Below are 21,020 nucleotides of genomic sequence, written 5' to 3' on the forward strand. Positions count from 1 at the left end.
CAGACGTCCATTCGGAGTTCTTCGACATGTTCTCATCCCTGTGGGTAGCCAAGACCGGCCTCGATGCGCAGCAGACGCGCATGGACGTGATCTCGAACAACCTCGCCAACGCCAACACCACCGGCTACAAGAGCGCGCGCGCCTCGTTCCAGGACCTGGTCTACCAGAACCTGCGCCAGCCCGGCGGGCAGACCACCGAGCAGACCCAGGCACCGTCCGGCCTGATGCTGGGCACCGGCGTGCGCGTGGCCGGCAGCGAGAAGCTGTTCACCCAGGGCAACATCGAGCAGACCGGCAACTCGCTGGACCTGGCCGTGCAGGGCCGCGGTTTCCTGCAGGTGACCATGCCCGACGGCAGCATCGCCTATACCCGCGACGGCTCGCTGCACATGGACCAGAACGGGCAGATCGTTACCGCCAACGGTTACCCGCTGGACCCGGCCATCAGCGTGCCGGCCAACGCGCAGAGCATCACCATCGGCAGCGACGGCACCGTCAGCGTGAGCGTGCCGGGCCAGGCCGCGACGCAGCAGATCGGCACCGTGCAGCTGGCCGACTTCATCAACCCCGCCGGCCTGCAGCCGAACGGCGACAACCTGTATCTCGAAACCGCCTCCAGCGGCTCGCCGCAGATCGGCCAGCCCGGCCTGAACGGCCTGGGCACGCTGGCGCAGGGCGCGCTGGAAAGCTCCAACGTCAACGTGGTGGAGCAGATGGTCAACATGATCGAAACCCAGCGCACCTACGAGATGAACTCCAAGGCAGTGTCCGCCGCCGACTCGATGCTGCAGTTCCTCACCAACAAGACCTGAGGCACACCGTGATGCTGGACCGTTGCCGTTTCCCCCTCGTGCTGTGCGCGCTGGCCCTGCTGGCCGGCTGCGCCAGCGGCCCGCGCGCGCACGACGATGCCGAGTGGGCGCCGACGCCGCCGTCCGCGCAGCAGGTCGCGCCGGCGCAGGCCGACGGCTCGATCTATCACGACCAGCAGAACATGGAACTGTTCGCCGATCCGCGCGCGCACCGCGTCGGCGACATCCTCACCGTGGCGCTGGTGGAGAGCACCCAGGCCAGCAAGAAGGCCACCACCAGCACCAGCAAGACCGACAAGGCCAACATCGCCTCGCCCACCGTGCTCGGCCAGAACCTGTCGATCGGCGGCAAGGTGGCGAACATCGGGCTGGACGGCGAGCGCAGCTTCGATGGCGCCGGTTCCAGCACGCAGAGCAACCAGCTGGTCGGGCAGATCACCGTCACCGTGGCGCAGCGCCTGTCCAACGGCAACCTGCTGGTGCGCGGCGAGAAGTGGCTGACCATCAACCAGGGCCAGGAGCTGGTGCGCATCTCCGGCATCGTGCGCCCGCAGGACATCGGCCAGGACAACGTGGTGCCGTCCACCCGCGTCGCCGACGCGCGCATCAGCTACACCGGCCGAGGCACCTTGGCCGACGCGAACACGCGCGGCTGGCTGTCGCGCTTCTTCAATTCGAAGTGGATGCCGTTCTGATGAAAGCCGCGCGCGCCGTTCCGTGTGTTTCCGCTCCGGGCGAGGCACATTCGCCGGAAAGCGGCGGGCAGTGCCCGCCCTACGGACAGCATCCGCCCCACGGGGAGCACGTAGGGCGGGCACTGCCCGCCGGTATCGCCACACGCAAAGCGAAGAGCTTGCCGGTGGCCGCTCTGCTGCTCTTGCTGGGACTGGTCGCCCCCGCCCACGCCGACAAGATCCGCGACCTGGTGCAGGTGGCCGGCGTGCGCAGCAACCAGCTGATCGGCTACGGTCTGGTGGTGGGCCTGGACGGCTCGGGCGACCAGACCACGCAGGCGCCGTTCACCACCCAGAGTCTGGAGAACATGCTGCAGCAGTTCGGCATCACCGTGCCGGCCAGCGCACGGCCGCAGCTGAAGAACGCCGCCGCGGTGATGGTGACGGCGGACCTGCCGCCGTTCGCCAAGCCCGGCCAGACCATCGACGTCACCGTCGCCTCGATCGGCAACGCCAAGAGCATCCGCGGCGGCCAGTTGCTGATGGCGCCGTTGCGCGGCGCCGACGGCAACGTCTACGCGGTGGCGCAGGGCAGCGTGGTGGTCGGTGGCGTCAGTGCGCAGGGCAAGAGCGGTTCCAGCGTGCAGGTGAACATCTCCGCCAGCGGGCGCATCCCGAACGGCGCCTCGGTGGAGCGCACGGTGCCCTCGTCGTTCAGCGGCGGCGGCGACCTGATGCTGAACCTCAACACCGCCGATTTCACCACCGCCACGCGGATCGCCACGGCGATCAACCTCGCTTATGGCGCCGGCACCGCACAGCCGCTCGACGGCGGTTCGGTGTCCGTGCGCGGACCGCAGGACCCCGCGCAGAAAGTGGCATGGCTGGGCGCGATCCAGAACCTCGACGTGCAGCCGGGCGACGCGCCGGCGCGGATCATCGTCAACTCGCGCACCGGTACCGTGGTGATCGGTTCCGACGTGCGGGTCAGCGCCGCGGCGGTGGCGCACGGCGCGATCCAGGTCACCATCGGCGAGCAGGCGCAGGTCAGCCAGCCGGCGCCGTTCAGCCGGGGAAAGACCGCGATCGTGCCCAGCAGCAGCGTGCAGGTCAGCGAAGAGGGCGCACACATGTTCAAGTTCGGCCCAGGCGTCAGCCTGGACGCCATCGTGCGCGCGGTGAACCAGGTCGGTGCCACGCCGAGCGACCTGATCTCGATCCTGCAGGCGCTGAAGCAGGCTGGTGCGCTGCATGCCGATCTGGTCGTGATCTGAGCAGGGAACGACGCCATGACGCCGCTGAATCCCGCCTCGCCTGCACTGGACACCTGGACCGAACTGTCCGGCTTCCAGCAGCTGCGCGCGCAGGCGCGCAGCGACGACGGCAAGAGCGCGTTGCCGGCGGTGGCGAAGCAGTTCGAAGCGATCTTCACCCAGATGATGCTGAAGTCGATGCGCGACGCCGGCGCCGGCATGGGCAGCGACCTGGCCGGCAGCGAGCAGGTCGACTCGTACCGCGAGATGTTCGACCACCAGCTCGCGCTGAGCCTGGCCAACGGCAACAACGGCCTGGGCATTGCGAAGATGCTGGTGCGCCAGCTTGGCGGCAAGCCGGCTGCCGCCACCGACGCCCACGGCCCGCTGCCGATGCCCGTCGCCGGCGTGCCCAACGCCAACGTGCGCGCATTGCTGCACCTGGGCGCCGACGACGAGGCGACTGACGCACCGGTCGGCCTCATGGCGATGCCGTCGACGGCCGACGCCGGCTCGGCATGGAGCCAGGTGCTGGACCGCATGGCGCAGGGCGCACTGGATGTGGCCGGCGCCGCGGCGCAGCTGCTGCCGGGCGGCGACCCGGTCGGCTTCGTCCGCGCACTGGCGCCGCACGCCGAGCAGGCGGCGAAGCAGCTCGGCGTCTCGGTGCGCGCGCTGCTGGCGCAGGCGGCGCTGGAAACCGGTTGGGGCAAGCACCTGCCCCGCCACGGTGACGGCGGCAGCAGCAACAACCTGTTCGGCATCAAGGCCGGCAGCAACTGGGGCGGCGACAAGGTCAGCGTGCCCACGCTGGAGTACGAGAACGGCGTGGCGGTGCGCCGGCGGGACCATTTCCGCGCCTACGACTCGCCGGCCGAATCGTTCGCCGACTACGCGCGCCTGCTGGCCGACAGCCCGCGCTACGCGCCGGCGCTGGGCCAGGGCGAGAACGTCGCCGGCTTCGCGCGGGCGCTGGTGCGCGGCGGCTACGCGACCGACCCGGCCTACGCCGCCAAGCTCACCGCGATCGCCAACAGCCCGCAGATGCGCGAGGCGCTGGCGGCACTGCGACCGTCGGGTGAATTCAAGTGAACACCCGCCCGGCCGTTACCGTGACCACAGGCCGTGCCGTTCCGGCGGCGCTCCCGCTGTCGAGGATGATCCATGGCTGACATGCTTTCGACCGGCGTGTCCGGACTGCTTGCCGCGCAGATCGGGCTCAGTACGGTAAGCCACAACGTGGCCAACGCGAACACCGACGGCTACAGCCGCCAGCTGGTGTCGTTCGGCGCCCGCCTGCCCGAAGGACAGGCCAACTACTACGTCGGCACCGGCGTCAACACCGTGGCGGTGCAGCGCGCCTACAGCCAGTTCCTCAACAGCTCGCTGTGGTCGGCCACGTCCGCGCAAGGGCGTGCCGGCACCATGGCCAGCCTCACCGGCCAGCTCAACAACCAGCTTTCCGGCAGCAGCAATCTGCAGACTTCGCTGGACAGTTTCTTCGGCGCCGTGCAGGACATGGCCAACGCGCCGTCGGATGCAGCTTCGCGACAGGTGCTGCTGGCCCGCGCGGGCGGACTGGCCAGCACGTTCCGCGCGCTGTCCGGCCAGTTCAGCCAGCTTTCCGGCCAGTTGCAGCAACAGATCGGCGAGGCCGTCGATGCGATCAACAGTGCCAGCCAGTCGATCGCCAAGTTGAACGGACTGATCCGCTCCTCGCAGGCCACCGACGGTACGCCGCCGGCCGACCTGCTCGATCAGCGCGATGCGCTGGTGAAGAAGCTGGCCGGCCAGGTCGGCATCAGCGTGGTGCCGCAGAACGACAACACCATCAGCGTGTTCGTGGGCAACGGCCAGGCGCTGGTCACCGGCACCGAGGCCCATGTGCTGGGCACCGCACCCAACGTGTACGACGCCACCCGCCTGGAAGTGGTGGGTGCGGCGTCGGGCGCGGTGCTGAGCGGACGCATCGGCGGCGGCGCGCTGGGTGCCTTGCTGGATTTCCGCGGCAACGTGCTCGACCCCGCGCAGAGCCAGCTGGGTCGCAGCGCGCAGGCGCTGGCCAGCGCGTTCAACGCGCAGCATGCGCAGGGCATGGACCTGCGCGGCGCGCTCGGCGGCACCTTCTTCGACGTGGCCGGCCCGACCGTGCAGGCGGCCGCCAGCAACGGCGGCAGCGGCACGCTGGATGCCAGCATCGGCGACATCGGCGCGCTGACCGGCAAGGATTACGTGCTGAGCTACGACGGCAGCAACTGGAGCATGCGCGACACCAGCGGCAACAGCGTCGCGCTCAGCGGCAGCGGCAGCAGCGCCGATCCGTTCGTCGCCGCCGGGCTGAGCCTGGTGGTGGGCGGCATCGCGAATGCCGGCGACAGTTTCCGCGTGCAGCCCAGCCGCAATGCCGCCGCGGGTTTTTCGGTGGCGATCGACGACCCCGACAAGATCGCCGCCGCCGCGCCGCTGAAGGCTGCCGCCGCGGCCGGCAACACCGGCACGGCAGCGCCCAGCGTCAGCATCAGCGACGGCAGCGACGCCAATCTGTTCAACAGCAGTTCCGTGGTGTTCGTCTCGGCCACCAGCTACAGCATCGACGGCGGCCCGGCGCAGGTCTTCACCCCCGGCCAGCCGATCGTCCACAACGGCTGGAGCATGCAGCTCAGCGGTGCGCCGCAGGCCGGCGACAGCTTCGGCGTGCAGGCCAACAGCAATGCGCAGGGTGACAACAGCAACGCGTTGATGCTGGGCAAGGTGGCCAACCTTGGCGTGCTCGATGGCGGCGTCACCAGCGCCGGCCGTGCCTACAGCCAGCTGGTCGGCCAGGTCGGCAGCGCCGGCGCGCTGGCCAAGGACGACCTGACCACGCAGACCGCGGTGTACAACCAGGCGATGAGTTCGCAGCAGAGCCTGTCTGGCGTGAACCTGGACGAGGAAGCCGCCAACCTGTTGCGCTACCAGCAGGCGTACCAGGCTTCCGCGCAGGTCATCAGCACCGCCAACAACATCTTCGGCGCGCTGCTCGGCGCCGTGAAGGGGTAAGCCATGCGAGTTTCCACCAGCTGGATGCAGCAGCAGTCCGTCGGCAGCATGATGGACCGGCAGAGCGACCTGTCCGACCTCAACATCCAGCTGAGCACCGGCAAGCGCATCAACCAGCCGTCCGACGACCCGGTCGGCGCCGCGCGCGCGCTCGACCTGACCCACCTCACCGCCGACGCCGCGCAGTACCAGCGCAACATCACCAGTGCCAACGCGCGGTTGGGCCTGGAGGACCAGACCCTGTCCAACGTCAGCAACGTGCTGGGCCGCGTGCGCACGCTGCTGCTGCAGGCCGCCAACGGCTCGCAGACCGACGAGACCCGCGGCGACATCGCCGCAGAAATGGTGCAGCTGCGCCAGCAGTTGCTCGGCCAGGCCAACAGCAAGGACGGGCAGGGCGAGTACCTGTTCGCCGGCAACCGCACCGGCACGATGCCGTTCGTCGCGCAGAACGGCGTGAGCTACGTGGGCGACGACGGCCAGCGCATGGTCGCCGCCGGCCCCGGCCTGCAGGTGGCCACCGGCGATCCAGGCAGCGCGGTGTTCGCCGACATTCCCACCGGCAACGGCAGGTTCGCCGTCAGCGCCGGCGCAGCCAACACCGGCAGCGCGGTGGCCGGCGCCAGCAGCGTCAGCGACCCCAGCGCAAATCCGTCGGCGTGGGACGGCGGCAGCTACAGCATCGTGTTCACCGCTGCCGACGCTTACGAAGTGCGCGACGGTGCCGGCACCGTGCTGGACAGCGGCAGCTACGACGCGAGCCGCGGCGGCAGCATCACTTTCCGCGGCGCGCAGGTGGCCTTCAGCGGCACGCCCGACGTCGGCGACACGTTCGCGCTGGGTGCGTCCGCGAAGCAGGACGTGTTCACCACGCTGGACAACATCATCAACGCGCTGCGCCAGCCCAACGGCGGCGGCGCGGCCATGCAGAACAGCATCAACACGCAGTTCGCCAATCTCGACCAGGCGATCGACAACATCAGCCGCACGCGCGGCATGGTCGGCGCGCGCATGAATGCGCTCGACCAGCAGAGTTCGCTCAACGACGACCTGACCCTGCAGTACAAGAGCGCGCTGTCGGACGTGCAGGATCTGAACTACTACGACGCGATCAGCCAGCTCGGCGCGCAGACCACCGCACTGCAGGCGGCACAGCAGACGTTCACCAAGATCCAGGGTTCAAGGTTGTTCGACTATTTGCGTTGACAAGGCTCAAGTTTCCGTGGTTGGGGTCGAAACAGTCACTGAGGCGGCGGTGTTCTCATCGGAATCCCCGCTGGCTGTCACCGCCGGCCACCGGCACCTACGACCCCTTCTGGAGATACTCCCATGGTCATGAGCGTCAACACCAACATCAGCTCGCTGAACGCGCAGAAGAACCTGGCTTCGTCGCAGAGCAAGCTGGCTACCGCGATCGAGCGCCTGTCCTCCGGCATGCGCATCAACAGCGCCAAGGACGATGCCGCCGGCCTCGCCATCTCGACCCGCTTCACCACCCAGATCAACGGCCTGAACCAGGCCGTGGCCAACGCGAACGACGGCATCTCGCTGGCGCAGACCACCGAGTCGGCGCTGAACGAGGTGACCAACAACATGCAGCGCATCCGCACGCTGGCGGTGCAGTCGGCCAACGCCACCAACTCCGACAGCGATCGCGCCGCGCTGGACGCCGAAGTGCAGCAGCGCTTGTCGGAAATCACCCGCATCTCGCAGCAGACCACCTTCAACGGCCGCCACGTGCTCGACGGCAGCTTCGGCAGCGCCGCGTTCCAGATCGGCGCCAACGTCGGCGAGACCATTTCGGTCAACCTGAGCCAGGGTGCGGGTGCGGCGCAGGTGGGCCAGATCGCCTCGGCCACGAGCGCGACCGGCGTGTTCGCTGCCACTGCAAGCGCCTCGGCGACTGCCGGTACGGTCTCCGCCTCGGGCGTCGCCGGTTGGACCAGCGGCACCATCGCGTTCACGATCGGCTCCGATTCGGTCAGCGTCACCGCGAGCACCGACCAGACCACCACGCTGGCTGCGATCCAGTCGGCACTGGACGCCGGCAGCAACAAGTACACTGTCGCGGCGGATGGCGCGAACGGATTCAAGCTGACGGCCAAGACCGCCGGTGCCGATCCGATGACTGTTACCGGCGTGAGCGGCGCCACGTTTGCTGCCCCCACGGCAGGCAAGGATGCGGTGAGCGTGGGCGATCCGACCCCGCTGACGCTCGGTTCCGGCGACTTCACCCTGCAGGCCGGTTCGGGTTCGGCGGTAGGGATCGAAGGCACGTTCAAGGACGCCGGCGAACTGGCCGCGGCGATCAATGCCAAGGGCATCAGCGGCGTGTCGGCCTACGTTGATTCGAGCAACGGCGCGCTGAAGCTCGCATCGCAGGAAGCACTGACCGTCGGCGGCACCAAGGGCGGCACCGGCGCGGGCAACCTCGGTTTCAATACCGCGGCCTACGCCGTTGGCGGCGACCTGGCCAGCAGCAACGTGAAGACTGTGGCCGGCGCCAACGACACCATCAGCCGCATCGACTCAGCGCTGAGCACGATCAGCTCGATGCGCAGCGACCTCGGCGCGGTGCAGAACCGCTTCACCTCGACCATCGCCAACCTGCAGACCATCTCGCAGAACCTGTCCGCCTCGCGTAGCCAGATCCAGGATGCGGACTTCGCGGCCGAGACGGCCAACATGTCCAGCGCGAACATCCTGCAGCAGGCCGGCGTGTCGGTGCTGGCGCAGGCCAACGCCACCACGCAGAGCGTGCTGAAGCTCCTGCAGTAACCGCTTGACCCGGAACGGCCGCGAATCTTTCGCGGCCGTTCCCTTCATTCCAGGAATCCACATCCATGGCGATCACCGTAGGCTCCACCACACCCACCTCGGGTTTGCTGACCTCCATGGGCGTGGGCTCCGGCATCGACGTCGGCACCCTGGTCACCACCCTGGTCAACGCCAAGAAAAAGCCCCAGCAGGACCAGATCACCAGCCAGTCGGCACTGGCCAACACCCAGCTTTCGGCCCTGGGCCAGGTCGGCGCCGCCTTGTCCGCGCTGCAGTCGGCCATGGCTCCGCTCACCGATGGCAGCGCCTTCAACGCGCGTACTGTGAGCAGCGGCGACAGCACGGTGCTCGCTGCCAGCGCCAACGGCAGCCCGGTCAGCGGCAACTACCGCATCGTGGTGAGCCAGCTGGCTACCTCGCTCAAGGCTTCCTCCGGCGCGTTTGCCGACGCCAACACCAAGGTCGGCACCGGCACGCTCACCCTCGCGGTGGGGGGGCAGTCGATGAGCCTGTCGCTGGACGCCGGCAACAACTCGCTGGCGCAGATCCGCGATGCGATCAACAAGGCCAGCGACAACCCCGGCGTCAGCGCCACCATCGTCAACGGCAGCGATGGCGCGCACCTGGTGCTCAGCGGCACCCGCACCGGCGCGGCCAACGGTTTCACGGTGAGCAGCAGCGGCGGCGATGGCGGGCTGGCCGCGCTCAGCTACGACGCGGCCGCCAGCAGCGGCAACGCGCTCAGTGTCATCACCACCGCGCAGGACGCCGAGTACACCATCGATGGCCTCGCCGGCCGCAGTGCGGGCAACAGCATCAGCAGCGCCATCGACGGCCTCACCCTCAACCTGGCCAAGGTCGGCGAAAGCACGCTGGCGGTGGCCAACGACAGCAGCAAGGCCACCAGCGCGCTGACCAACCTGGTCAACACCTACAACAGCTTCGTGGGGATCTACCAGAACCTCACCAGGTACGACGCTACCAGCGGCACGGCCGGCGCCATGCTCGGCGACGCCACGCTCAACAGCATCAACAGCACGCTGTCGCGCATCATCGGCGGCACCGCGAACGGCGCGACGCTGTCGTCCATCGGCATCTCGTTGCAGGTGGACGGCACCCTGAAGCTGGACAGCGGCAAGCTGGCCGGCGCACTCGGCGACGGCGGTCGGCAGGTGGGCAACCTGTTCGGCGGCGACAACGGTTTCGCCGCGCAGTTGAATACCCAGTTGAACAGCTGGGTGGGCAGCAGCGGCGTGCTGGCCAACCGCACCGACAGCATCGGCCTGCAGCTCAAGGACCTGACCACGCAGCAGGCCACGCTGGACAGCCGCATGGCCGACCTTACCGCGCGCTACCAGGCCCAGTTCAGCGCACTCGACACGTTGATGAGCAAGCTCAACAGCACCAGCAGTTATCTGCAGCAGCAGTTCGATGCGCTGACCAACAGCAACAAGAAATAAGCCACCAGGAGACGACCATGGGTTTCGGTTATGGCGCAGGCGCCTATCAACAGGTACGTTCGCACGGTGGCGTGGAATCGGCCGATCCGCACGGGCTGATCACGCTGCTGATGGATGGCGCGCTGGAGCGCCTGGTGAAGGCCCGCGCGCACATGCTGCGCGGCGAGGTCGCCGCCAAGGGCGAGGCGATCTCGCGCTGCATCGAAATCCTCGGCGGACTGCGCGGCAGCCTCGACCCCAAGGCAGATCCGGTGCTGGTCGAGCGCCTGGACTCTCTCTACGACTACATGAGCCGCCGCCTGTTGCAGGCCAACCTGCGCGACGACGCCAGCCTGATCGACGAAGTCAGCAGTCTGCTGCAGCCTGTCCGCGACAGCTGGGTGAAGATCGCCCCTTCCGCCGCCCAGCCAGCGGCGGGTGCGTAAGCCATGGACGTCCTGGTACGCGCGTTGGAGTTGACTGGCCGCATGCTAGCCGCCGCGCAGGCGCAGGAGTGGTCGCAGCTGATCGAACTGGAGGCCGAGCGCGAGCCGTTGCTGTTGCGCCAGCATGCGTCCGACCCGGACAGCCTGGCCCGGCTGGACGCGATTCTGGCGTACGATCGCCAGTTGCAGGCGATCGTCGGCAGCGCGCGGGACTCGGCAGCCGAGCAATGGCAGCGGGAGACCGACCGCGCACGTGCAATCGCCGCCTACGCCCGGCCGTGACGGCCGGCGGCGACTGAGTTCCATCTCCGGGACCGCCGGCGTGGCGGTTTCGGCTTCACCGCGTCGCGGAGCCACGCCATGACCCCAGGCAACACGACCCCAGGCAGCGTGGCTTCGGCCAGCTGGGACGATTTCGAGCAGCGGGTCAGCTGCGAAGAGAGCCTGCACGCCGACTGCGAGCCGCTGGCCTGGCCGCCGCCGCCGGCGCGGCTGCAGCAGCTGGCCGAGCGCAACGCGAACGTGCTGGCGGCGATCGCCGCGCTGGAAGAGCGCCGCGCCGACGCCGGCGAGGACGACAGCCCGCTGATGCAGGAAATGCTGCGGATGGACGCCAAGCTCAACGTGCTGGTGGAGATCGTCAACAGCCTGCTGGTGCCCGACGGCACGCTGCCGCCGCGGCAGTTGCTGCGCTTCAATGCGATCGGTGCCGTCCTGCCCGCGGGCCTGGCGCCGGCCGGCGACGGGCTGCTGCTGCGCATGCGCTTCGACCCCTGCCGCAGCCTGCCGCTGGAACTCGCCGCGCAGGTGGCGCGTCAGTTCGACGATGGTCGAATGTTCGTGGCTTTTGCGCCACTTGGTGACGCACTGGGTGACGCAATTGAGCGCATGGTTTTCCGCCATCACCGACGCAAAGTGGCAGGGGCACGCCAACCCCTCGTTTGACGCGCGATCCGGTTGGCAAACCTGGTGTGATGCAGTTCGCAATTACGAGATCCGGCCGCCGGTTCCCACGACACGGGTCACGCCCGGCACGCGCACCAGGTCACGCCACGGGTGTCGCGCAAACGACTCATGTTTCATGCGGTTACGGGATACGCCGGCGCAGGTTCGGCGTTCTGGCGGCGTCGGCTTTCCCGACACGTGACGTTTTCTCGTCGCGATGACCCGAAAAATTGGCCTCCTTATTGCTCACGGTTCATCAGGCCGGTGACGGAAACCCGGCACGGATGAAAAGCGTTCCCGCTGGAAGCATGGGATCGCCGAATGAGCAGCATGGTTAAGGAGAGAGCGGTGCAGAAATTCGATTTCCTGGTCATCGAGTCCGACCAAGCGCGTGTGGATTCCGTGCTCTCGGCACTTCACTTCCTGGGCTATCGGCCACAACACGGCGCCACCTGCAGCGAGGTGGACGAATCCACCCATGCATGGCGTGCGGTATATATCGGCCATGTCGACGACGCCGCCGAAGCGGAACGCCAGTTCGCCCTGCTGGGCGCCGCCGCATCGCACGTGCCGGTGCTGCTGGCCGGCGATTCGCCCTGGCTCGGGCGCTTCAGTGCGCCGGCATCGCCGTTTGCCGGGCGGATGGCCACGCTGGCGTTCCCGCTGCGCTACGAGAAGATGGCCGAAGCCCTGCGCAACATCTATGCGCGCCTGCTCGGCGGGCAGTCCGGCGCATTGCGCTTCGTCGGCGACTCGGCGCCGATGGTCCGCGTCAACGCGCTGATCCGCCAGGTCGCCCCGTTCGATTCCACCGTGCTGGTGCTCGGCGAGTCGGGCACCGGCAAGGAAATGGTGGCGCGGGCGATCCACGAACACTCGCCGCGCCGTGACAAGCCCTTCGTGGCGATCAACTGCGGGGCGATCCCGGCGGAACTGCTGGAGAGCGAATTGTTCGGCCACGAGAAGGGCTCCTTCACCGGCGCGATCAGCGCACGCAAGGGTCGCTTCGAGATGGCCGAGGGCGGCACGTTGTTCCTCGACGAGGTGGGCGACATGAGCCTGCCGATGCAGGTGAAGCTGCTGCGCGTGCTGCAGGAGCGCGCCTACGAGCGGGTGGGCGGCAGCAAGACCATGCGCTGCGACGTGCGCATCATCGCCGCCACCCACCGCAACCTGGAGCAGTCGATCGCCAGCGACCGCTTCCGCGAGGACCTGTTCTACCGGCTCAGCGTGTTCCCGCTCGAGCTGCCGTCACTGCGCGAACGGCTGGACGACCTGCCGGTGCTGATCGGCGAGTTCAACCAGCGTCTCGCCCGCCGCGGGCTGGGCGTGGTGCGCTTCAGTGCCGGCGCGATGCAGGCGCTGCGCGCGCATGCCTGGCCGGGCAACGTGCGCGAGCTTTCCAACCTGGTCGAGCGCATGGCGATCCTGTTCCCGCACGGCGAAGTGCGCGCCAGCGACCTGCCGAAGAAATACCGCGGCCAGCAGGCCGGCGACGAGGTGCTCGGCGCGGCGCTGCTGGCGCTGATGGAGGACGAACTGCCGCCGTGCGAGGCGGGCGTGCAGCCGGTGCCCGAGGCGCTGCGCACGCTGCCCGAACAGGGCCTCGACCTGAAGGACCACCTGGCCGACATCGAAGTGGGGTTGATCCGCCAGGCCCTCGACGCCACCGGCGGCGTGGTGGCGCACGCCGCGCGCCTGCTGCACATGCAGCGCACCACGCTGGTGGAAAAACTGCGCAAGTACGGCCTGCAGAACAGCCTGGCGGCGTGAGAGATGGGCCGCTCCCCCCTGCAAAGCAGGGGGAGCTTGGGAGGGGTGGCTTTTGACCTTGCTGCACGAAGAGCGACCTCACCCCGACCCTCCCCTGCAAGCAGGGGAGGGAGCAAAAGGCCTCCACTCCCCACTGGCACGGCTCGTGCAACCACTCACTCGAAACCCCGTCACGCGTCGGGAATCCGTCATGAGGACGCATCGCGATGAGCACCATCGACGTCAACAACCTGCTGTCACAGATGCGCCAGATGACGGCGCAGGTGCGCGCGCCGGAAGCCGCGGTGAAGCCGGCGGCGGTGGCCGGGCAGGCCGACTTCTCCGACGTGCTCAGGCAGTCGCTTTCCACCGTGGGCCGCAACCAGCTGGAAGCCGGCCGCATGGCGGCGGGTTTCGAGCGCGGCGATCCCGGTGCCGACCTCGGCCGCACGATGATCGCGCTGCAGAAGGCCGATCTGTCGCTGCGCACGGTGGTCGAGGTGCGCAACAAGCTGGTCGATGCCTACAAGGAAATCATGAACATGCCGGTCTGACGCATCCGCGTCGATCCGGCTCCGCCCCTTAGCCCAAGAGCAGCAGCATGGCCGACAACGCCATTGCGACGAGCGCCGACAACGGCTCGCGCCTGGACCCCTTCAAGCAGATCGCCCGCAACCCGGCGACGCGGCAGCTGGTGCTGCTGGTGGCGGTGGCCGCGGCCGTGGCCCTGGGCGTGGCCGTGGTGCTGTGGTCGCGCGGGCCGAACTACGGCTTGCTGTACGCCGGCCTGGAACAGAAGGATGCCTCGGCGATCACGCAGGAATTGCAGGCAAGCAACACGCCCTACCAGTTGGGCAGCGACGGCTCGTCGATCATGGCGCCGGCCGCCGACCTGGCCGCGCTGCGACTGAAGTTGGCGGCGAAAGGCCTGCCCCAGGGCAGCGCCGGCAGCAGCGTGCTGCCGGCCGCCGATTCGCCGTTCGGCATGAGCGACCTGGCCGAGCGCACCCGCTACCAGCAGCTGCTGGAAGCGGACCTGGGCGCCACCATCGGCGGGCTGCAGTCGGTGCGCGCCGCGCGCGTGCACCTGGCGCTGCCGAAACCTTCCGCCTTCATCCGCGACAGCCGCGAAGCCAGCGCCTCGGTACTGGTCACGCTGTATCCGGGCCGCCAGCTGGACGCCGGCCAGGTGGCGGCGATCGTGCACCTGGTGGCGGCCAGCGTGCCGAACCTCGAAGCGCGCCAGGTTTCCGTGGTCGACCAGCAGGGCCAGTTGCTGACCGCCGACCCGGAAAGCCCGGGAGCGGTCGGCGACAACCGCCTGCGCATCGCCACGCGGATCGAGAACACCTACGCCCAGCGCATCGAGGAACTGCTGACGCCGCTGGTCGGCCCCGGCCGGGTGCATGCGCGGGTGAACGCGGACCTGGACTTCAGCCGTACCGAGAAGGCCACCGAGACCTTCGGCCACGACCACCCGGCGCTGCGCAGCGAGCAGACCAGCAGCGAGCAACGCGGAGGCGGCGATGCCGCCGCAGGCGGCGTGCCAGGTGCGCTCAGCAATCAGCCACCGGCCACGGTCGCGCAGCCTACGGCGGCCAGGCCGGATGCCGGCAAGGCCGCTGCACCCACCGCCACCGCGGCGAGCGCCAGCCCGGGCGAGAGCTCCAGCAGCGCCACCCGCAACTACGAGCTGGACCGCACCATCAGCCATGTCAGCGACCCGGCCGGCCGGCTGGCCCGGCTTACCGTGGCGGTGGTGCTGGACAACAAGCTGGTCGCCGCCGACAAGCCGGGCACGCCGGACGATCCGGCCGACGATTCGGCGGCAACGCCCAGGAGCGTGCCGTTCAGTGCGCAGGAGCTGCAGCACCTGACGGACCTGACCAAGAACGCGGTGGGCTTCGACGCCACCCGCGGCGACAGCGTCAGCGTGGTCAACCAGGCGTTCCAGCGCGGCCCGGCGCTCGAGGCGCCGCCGCAAACCCCGCTGTGGGAGCGGCCAGGCGTGCTCGACCTGCTCAAGCAGGGCGCCGGCGTGCTGATCGCACTGCTGGTGGCGTTCGGCCTGCTGCGCCCTTTGCTGAAAGGCCTGCTGCACGGTGGGCCGGCGACTCGTGCGCTGCCGTCGCCGATGCCGCAGATCTCGGTGCGCATCGACGACGAGCCGACGGTCGACGAACCGGCCCGGCTCGGTGGCGTCATGCCGACGCTTTCGTACGAGCAGCGCGTCGGCCAGGCCAGGCGGATGGTCGGCGAAAATTCCAGACAGGTGGCGCAAGTGGTAAGGAACTGGGTGAACGAAGATGGCAACTAACCGTTCCGATGCGCCCGTCACCGGTGCGCAGCGCGCGGCGATCCTGCTGCTGACGTTGGGCGAGCAGGACGCCGCCGAAGTGCTCAAGCACTTGAGCGCCCGCGACGTGCAGGCGGTCGGCACGGCGATGGCCGGGCTCACCAGCGTCTCGCGCGAACACGTCGAGCATGCGCTGGCCCGGCTCAACCAGGACATGGGCCAGCAGACTTCGCTGGGCGTCGGTACCGAGGAGTACATCCGCAAGATCCTCACCAACGCGCTGGGCGAGACCAAGGCCGGCGGACTGATCGACCGCATCCTGCTCGGGCGCAGCAGCAAGGGGCTGGAATCGCTCAAGTGGATGGAAAGCCGCGCCATCGCCGAGATGATCAACCAGGAACACCCGCAGATCATCGCGCTGGTGCTGGCGCACCTGGAGCCGGACCAGGCCGCCGAGGTGATCGGCTACCTGCCGCCGCGCGTGCGCTCCGACGCGGTGATGCGCATCGCCACGCTCGACGGCGTGCAGCCGCATGCGCTGAACGAACTGGACGAGATCATGGAGCGCCAGTTCTCCGGCAACAACAAGAAGCTCAAGTCCGCCAGCGTCGGCGGGCTGAAGGCCGCCGCCGATATCCTCAACGCGATGGAAACCAGCCGCGAAACCGAGCTGATGGCGGCCATCCGTAGCCAGGACGATGCGCTGGGCGGGCGCATCGAGGACTTGATGTTCGTGTTCGAGGACCTCGCCGAGCTGGACGACCGCGGCATGCAGCTGCTGCTGCGCGAAGTGCCGTCGGGCACCCTGATCACCGCGCTCAAGGGCGCCGAGCCGGCGGTGCGCGAGAAGATCTTCGCCAACATGTCCAAGCGCGCCGCCGACATGATGCGCGACGACCTGGAAGTGAAGGGGCCGGTGCGCCTGAGCGAGGTCGACGCGGCGCAGAAGGAAGTGCTGGGCATCGCCCGCAAGCTTTCCGACGCCGGCCAGCTCAGCCTCACCTCCGGCGGGGATGAATTCGTCTGATGGTGGCCACCGTCCACGACGCGACCGCGGATTTCCGGCGCTGGGAGCTGCCGGACGTGGCTGGCCGGTCGCCTGCGGCGGCCAAGGCGCCGGCGCAACCGACCGTGCGCGAACTGGCGGAGCTCGAACAGCAGGCACGCGAGGAAGGCTATGCGGCGGGCCATGCGGAGGGAACGGCCGCGGCGCAGCAGCAACTGCGCCAGCGCATGGCCGAACTCGACGCCCTGTACGACGCGGCGGCACGCCCGCTGCAGGCGCTCGACGAACAGACCGGGCAGGAGTTGGCGCAGCTGGCCATGATCGTGGCGCAGCGGGTGATCGCGCATGAACTCGAGCTGTCGCCCGCGCTGGTCATCCAGGCGGTGCGCCAGGCGGCCACCGTCTTGCCGGCCGCCACGCGCGAGCTGCGCGTGCACCTGCATCCGGCCGATCTGGCCCTGCTGCGCGAATCGGGCGCCGCCGAAACACACTGGCAGCTGCTGGCCGATGCAGCGCTCGCACGCGGTGACTGCCGCCTGGAAAGCGAACGTTCGCGGCTGGATGCGCGGGTGGAAACACGCCTGGCTGCGATGATCGACGCCGTCCTCGGCGACGGCAGCGGAGCCGCCGAATGACCCGCGCGACCGTGATCCCGTCCTCCTCCCCTGTAGGAGCCCGCTTGCGGGCGATGCTCTTGCTGCCGGGATTCGGGATTCGCGGGAGCAAGAGCAGGAGCATCGCCCGCAAACGGGCTCCTACAACAGCAATGGCAACGCAACGGCAACGACAGCGACGGTGGGCGCGCCATGAACACTGAGGCGTTCATCGCGGCGCGTCAGGCTAACTGGCAGCGCCAGTTCGCGCGGCAGGGCGCACGCGCGGGAACGGCGCGCACCCTGGTCGTCGAGGGCAGCCTGCGCCGCGTGGTCGGACTGACCCTGGAAGCCGAGGGCTGCGAGGCCGCGCTCGGCGCGCGCTGCCTGGTCGACACCGCCGACGGTACCACGCTGGAGACCGAGGTGGTCGGCTTTGCCGACGAACGCCTGCTGCTGATGCCGGTCGGCGACATGCACGGCGTGCTGCCGAACGCGCGGGTGCGCCCGTATGCGCGCAGCGGCGGGCTGCCGGTAGGCATGGGCCTGCTCGGCCGGGTGATCGGCGCCGACGGCGTACCGCTGGACGGACTCGGCGCGCTGGCGTCGGACGAGCACGCCGCGCTCAAGCGCGAACCGATCAACCCGATGGCACGCAAGCCGATCGACGCGCCGCTGGACGTCGGCGTGCGCGCGATCAACGCGCTGCTTACCGTCGGCCGCGGCCAGCGGCTGGGCCTGTTCGCCGGTTCTGGCGTCGGCAAGTCGACCCTGCTCGGCATGATGACCCGCTACACCAACGCCGACGTGGTGGTGGTCGGGCTGATCGGCGAGCGCGGCCGCGAAGTGAAGGAATTCGTCGAGCACACGCTGGGCGAGGAAGGCCGGCGCCGCGCGGTGATCGTCGCCGCGCCGGCCGACGCGCCGCCGCTCAAGCGCCTGCGCGGCGCGCAATACGCCACCGCGATCGCCGAGTGGTTCCGCGACCGCGGCCAGCGCGTGCTGCTGCTGATGGATTCGCTGACCCGCTACGCCCAGGCGCAGCGCGAGATCGCACTGGCGATCGGCGAGCCGCCGGCGACCAAGGGCTACCCGCCGTCGGTGTTCGCGATGCTGCCGGCGCTGGTCGAGCGCGCCGGCAACGATGCCGACGGGCGCGGCTCGATCACCGCGTTCTACACCGTGCTGACCGAGGGCGACGACTACCGCCACGACCCGATCGCCGACGCCGCACGCGCGATCCTGGACGGCCATATCGTGCTGTCGCGCGACCTCGCCGAAGCCGGCCACTACCCGGCGATCGACATCGAGGCCTCGATCAGCCGCGTGATGCCGGCGGTGGTGGCGCGCGAGCACCTGCGTGCGGCGCAGCGCTTCCGCCAGGTCTATTCCGCCTATCGCCAGCAGCGCGACCTGATCGCGGTGGGCGCGTACCAGAAGGGTTCCGACCCGCAGGTCGACCAGGCGATCGAGCTGTGGCCGCAGCTGCGCCACTTCCTGCTGCAGGAAGTGGACGAGCCGATGACGCTCGAAGCGGCGATCGAAAAACTGGATGAACTTGCCGCGCAGGTGAGCGGATGAGTTCGCGCGCCAAACAACTGGAGCCTGCGGTGGAGCAGGCCAGGCAGCGCAGCGAAGACGCCCTGGCGCAGCTGGCGGCGCAGCAGCAGGCGCTGGCCAGGGCCGAGCACCAGCTCGGTGAGCTGCGGCGTTATCGAATGGAATATGCGGCGTCCGCCGACGGCGTGCAGAGCGTGACGGCGCTGCTCAACCGGCAGCAGTTCGTGGAACGGATCGACCGGGCGATCGCACAGCAGGAGGCCGAGGTGGCGCGGCACGGCCGCCAGCTGGCGCAGGTGCGCAACCACTGGCGCCAGGCGCATGCGCGCGAGAGCGCGCTGGACAGCGTGGTGGCGCAGCATCTCGAACACGAGCGTCGCGCTGCCGATCGCCATGAACAGGCCGAAATCGACGAACGCATGCAGCATCGGCGGCCGCGATGAAGGCGCCGCCCGCCTCGCCGCTGCCGTCCCAACGCTGCGCGTCCTTGCTGCATGCCGCATGGCAGGCCGCGCAGGCACCCCTTGCAGGAGGATTGTCCACGCCATGACCGCTTCCGCCATCGGCACCGTCACTGCGCCCCCTGCCGCGACAGGACAGCGATCCGCAGGCGCGCCGCGCGATGACGCGGGCAGCGGCGCGCCGAAGGATTTCGGCAGCCAGTTGCACGCTGCACGGCAAGAGCATGACGAACGCGCCAGGCAAGGCGTGCCGGACAGCCGGGACGGAAGCCGGCCCGCATCGGCAACGCCACCCTCGCCGGGCCGGCAGTCCGACACTGCCGAACCCACCGGCCCGGCTGCGCTGCCGGCAGCCGCAGCGCAGGCCGAGGCGCCGGCCGCTCCAGCGGACAGAGACGAGCCGGACGACCAGCCGGCGGTCGCCGTGGCCGGCGCGATGCTCGCCTTGCTGGGTTCGTCGGTGGCGGCTGCGCTGCAGCCCGTCGCCGGCAAGGCCGGCGCGGCCGCCGAGGCCGGCAAGGCAGTCGACGCTGGTGCTGCCGTCATGCTCCAGCTCGACCCCGCAGGCGGCCCGGGCGCGGCGCGTTCAAACGTGCTGCCGTCCGCCGACATGCCGGGAATGGCCCACGCCGAGCCGTCGGCAGCAGCCATCGGCAAGGAGGCGCCGGAAGGACACGGCCTGGCAATGGCGCTGCCGGCTCCGCCTGCCGCCGCCGCGCCGGCGGTGCCGCACCAGTTGCAACTGCCCTCGCCGCCGGGAAGCCCGGCGTTCGCCCAGGACCTGGGCCACCAGGTGGCCTGGCTGGGCGGCCAGGACATCAAGCAGGCGCGAATCCGCCTGCATCCCGAGGAGCTGGGCTCGCTCGACGTAAGCGTCAGCGTGACGCACGGGCGCGTCGACGTGGTGTTCAGCGCGCAGCACGCGGCCGCGGTGCCGGCGGTGCAGCAGAGCCTGCCGCAGCTCGACCAGATGCTGGCACGGCACGGCTTGTCGCTCGGCCACGCCGAGGTCGGCCAGCACGATCGCGGCGACCATCGCGGCCAAGGCGGAAATACCGGCACGACGGCGGTGGACGAGATCGCCGACGTCCACGGCGGCATGCCGGTGACACTGGGCAAGGTCGGCCTGCTCGACGCGTTCGCCTGACCCGATTCGGCGGCGACGCCCAACGGGTCGCGCCCTTCTCCCTCCTTGCAGTCGCCGTGGGGAGAGGGTTCCAGGCGGCTGAGTTCCGTCGCCGATCGGGTCGCCTGCATCCGTGCATCAACATGGTGCTTGTCCGGGCGCCGCCGAAATCGCGTCGCGACGACTCGCCGGCGCCCGTCAAGAAAGCGCCGCGCACGCTGCCGCATTCGCCGTGAAGCAAGCAGGCACAACGGTTTCCATCGATGGCACGCGGCTTGCTTTTGATGCATGGCACGCGCCGCGCGCGTGCCTTTCCATCATCTGCGGATCGAGGTTTCCATGGTCGACGAGGAACGAGCTGGCGAGGTGGTCGACACCCCGCCCGAGCGCAAGAGCCGCAAGCTGCCGCTGACCGCGGTGGCGGTGGTGCTGCTGCTGGCGCTGGGCATCGGCGGCTACCTGTGGCAGTCGCGTCAGCCTGCATCCGGCGGCACCGGCGAGTCCACGCCGAAGCAGGCCAAAGTCGAGCTCTACCTGCCGCTGGACCCGGCTTTCGTGGTGAATTTCCGTGATGCCGAATCGCTGCGTTACCTGCAGGTCGGGGTCACCCTGATGTCGCACGACCCCGCGGCGATCGAGGTGGCCAAGGCCGCCGACCCGGTGATCCGCGACGCGCTGGTGGCGCTGTTCAGCAACCAGGACTTCGCCATCATCAGCGACGCCGCCGGGCGCCAGAAGCTGCAGGCGGATGCGCTGGTCGCCGTGCGCAGGATCGTCAAGGCGCGTCTGGGCCGGCCCGGCATCGACGCGCTGTACTTCACCAGCTTCGTGATGCAGTGA

20 protein-coding genes are annotated in these 21,020 nt (G+C 69.3%); all 20 read left to right on the forward strand.

Annotation, left to right across the window (positions count from 1 at the left end; translation table 11 throughout):
* The first annotated feature begins 26 nt into the window (after positions 1-26).
* Positions 27-812: a flagellar basal-body rod protein FlgG gene (flgG, locus tag R5H19_RS17725; protein WP_318160391.1), complete on the forward strand. Its 786-nt coding sequence runs from the start codon at positions 27-29 to the stop codon at positions 810-812.
* A gap of 11 nt (positions 813-823) precedes the next feature.
* The gene (gene flgH, locus R5H19_RS17730; RefSeq protein ID WP_318160393.1) at positions 824-1,507 is read left to right on the forward strand and encodes a flagellar basal body L-ring protein FlgH; all 684 of its coding nucleotides are present in this window, start codon (positions 824-826) and stop codon (positions 1,505-1,507) included.
* 134 nt (positions 1,508-1,641) lie between these two features.
* A complete protein-coding gene (locus R5H19_RS17735; RefSeq protein ID WP_343230733.1) occupies positions 1,642-2,760 on the forward strand; it encodes a flagellar basal body P-ring protein FlgI in 1,119 nt (372 codons plus the stop codon).
* Positions 2,761-2,775: 15 nt separating this feature from the next.
* Positions 2,776-3,831, forward strand: coding sequence for a flagellar assembly peptidoglycan hydrolase FlgJ (gene flgJ, locus R5H19_RS17740; protein WP_318160396.1), 1,056 nt, complete (start codon positions 2,776-2,778; stop codon positions 3,829-3,831).
* Positions 3,832-3,903: 72 nt separating this feature from the next.
* Positions 3,904-5,778: a flagellar hook-associated protein FlgK gene (gene flgK, locus R5H19_RS17745; protein WP_318160397.1), complete on the forward strand. Its 1,875-nt coding sequence runs from the start codon at positions 3,904-3,906 to the stop codon at positions 5,776-5,778.
* A 3-nt stretch (positions 5,779-5,781) separates the two neighbouring features.
* Positions 5,782-6,984: a flagellar hook-associated protein FlgL gene (gene flgL, locus R5H19_RS17750; protein WP_318160398.1), complete on the forward strand. Its 1,203-nt coding sequence runs from the start codon at positions 5,782-5,784 to the stop codon at positions 6,982-6,984.
* Between the two features lie 123 nt (positions 6,985-7,107).
* Complete coding sequence (locus R5H19_RS17755; RefSeq protein ID WP_318160399.1) at positions 7,108-8,556, forward strand: flagellin; 1,449 nt, start codon at positions 7,108-7,110, stop codon at positions 8,554-8,556.
* Between the two features lie 65 nt (positions 8,557-8,621).
* The gene (gene fliD / locus R5H19_RS17760) at positions 8,622-10,016 is read left to right on the forward strand and encodes a flagellar filament capping protein FliD (protein WP_318160401.1); all 1,395 of its coding nucleotides are present in this window, start codon (positions 8,622-8,624) and stop codon (positions 10,014-10,016) included.
* Positions 10,017-10,033: 17 nt separating this feature from the next.
* A complete protein-coding gene (fliS, locus tag R5H19_RS17765; protein WP_318160403.1) occupies positions 10,034-10,441 on the forward strand; it encodes a flagellar export chaperone FliS in 408 nt (135 codons plus the stop codon).
* 3 nt (positions 10,442-10,444) lie between these two features.
* Positions 10,445-10,723, forward strand: coding sequence for a flagellar protein FliT (locus tag R5H19_RS17770; RefSeq protein WP_318160404.1), 279 nt, complete (start codon positions 10,445-10,447; stop codon positions 10,721-10,723).
* Positions 10,724-10,801: 78 nt separating this feature from the next.
* On the forward strand, positions 10,802-11,386 hold the full coding sequence (locus R5H19_RS17775; protein ID WP_318160405.1) for a PilZ domain-containing protein: 585 nt from the start codon (positions 10,802-10,804) through the stop codon (positions 11,384-11,386).
* 330 nt (positions 11,387-11,716) lie between these two features.
* Positions 11,717-13,159 carry a sigma-54 dependent transcriptional regulator gene (locus R5H19_RS17780; protein ID WP_318160424.1) on the forward strand — a complete coding sequence of 481 codons (1,443 nt, stop codon included), beginning with the start codon at positions 11,717-11,719 and terminating at the stop codon, positions 13,157-13,159.
* 206 nt (positions 13,160-13,365) lie between these two features.
* Positions 13,366-13,692 (forward strand): flagellar hook-basal body complex protein FliE, encoded by a 327-nt coding sequence (fliE, locus tag R5H19_RS17785; RefSeq protein WP_318160406.1) that lies wholly within the window; start codon positions 13,366-13,368, stop codon positions 13,690-13,692.
* A 47-nt stretch (positions 13,693-13,739) separates the two neighbouring features.
* Positions 13,740-15,455, forward strand: a complete 1,716-nt coding sequence (fliF, locus tag R5H19_RS17790) for a flagellar basal-body MS-ring/collar protein FliF (RefSeq protein WP_318160407.1) — start codon at positions 13,740-13,742, stop codon at positions 15,453-15,455.
* Entirely contained in the window at positions 15,445-16,461 is a 1,017-nt protein-coding gene (gene fliG, locus R5H19_RS17795; RefSeq protein WP_318160408.1) for a flagellar motor switch protein FliG, read from the forward strand. The genes fliF and fliG overlap by 11 nt, the downstream gene beginning before the upstream one ends.
* Positions 16,461-17,075, forward strand: a complete 615-nt coding sequence (locus R5H19_RS17800; RefSeq protein WP_318160409.1) for a FliH/SctL family protein — start codon at positions 16,461-16,463, stop codon at positions 17,073-17,075. The genes fliG and R5H19_RS17800 overlap by 1 nt, the downstream gene beginning before the upstream one ends.
* 171 nt (positions 17,076-17,246) lie before the next feature.
* The gene (fliI, locus tag R5H19_RS17805) at positions 17,247-18,614 is read left to right on the forward strand and encodes a flagellar protein export ATPase FliI (RefSeq protein WP_318160410.1); all 1,368 of its coding nucleotides are present in this window, start codon (positions 17,247-17,249) and stop codon (positions 18,612-18,614) included.
* On the forward strand, positions 18,611-19,036 hold the full coding sequence (fliJ, locus tag R5H19_RS17810; RefSeq protein WP_318160411.1) for a flagellar export protein FliJ: 426 nt from the start codon (positions 18,611-18,613) through the stop codon (positions 19,034-19,036). The genes fliI and fliJ overlap by 4 nt, the downstream gene beginning before the upstream one ends.
* A 103-nt stretch (positions 19,037-19,139) precedes the next feature.
* Positions 19,140-20,201, forward strand: coding sequence for a flagellar hook-length control protein FliK (locus R5H19_RS17815; RefSeq protein ID WP_318160412.1), 1,062 nt, complete (start codon positions 19,140-19,142; stop codon positions 20,199-20,201).
* A 318-nt stretch (positions 20,202-20,519) separates the two neighbouring features.
* Positions 20,520-21,020 (forward strand): flagellar basal body-associated FliL family protein, encoded by a 501-nt coding sequence (locus tag R5H19_RS17820; RefSeq protein WP_318160413.1) that lies wholly within the window; start codon positions 20,520-20,522, stop codon positions 21,018-21,020.

The sequence above is a fragment of the Rhodanobacter sp. KK11 genome (genome assembly GCF_033345435.1).
GTDB lineage: Bacteria > Pseudomonadota > Gammaproteobacteria > Xanthomonadales > Rhodanobacteraceae > Rhodanobacter.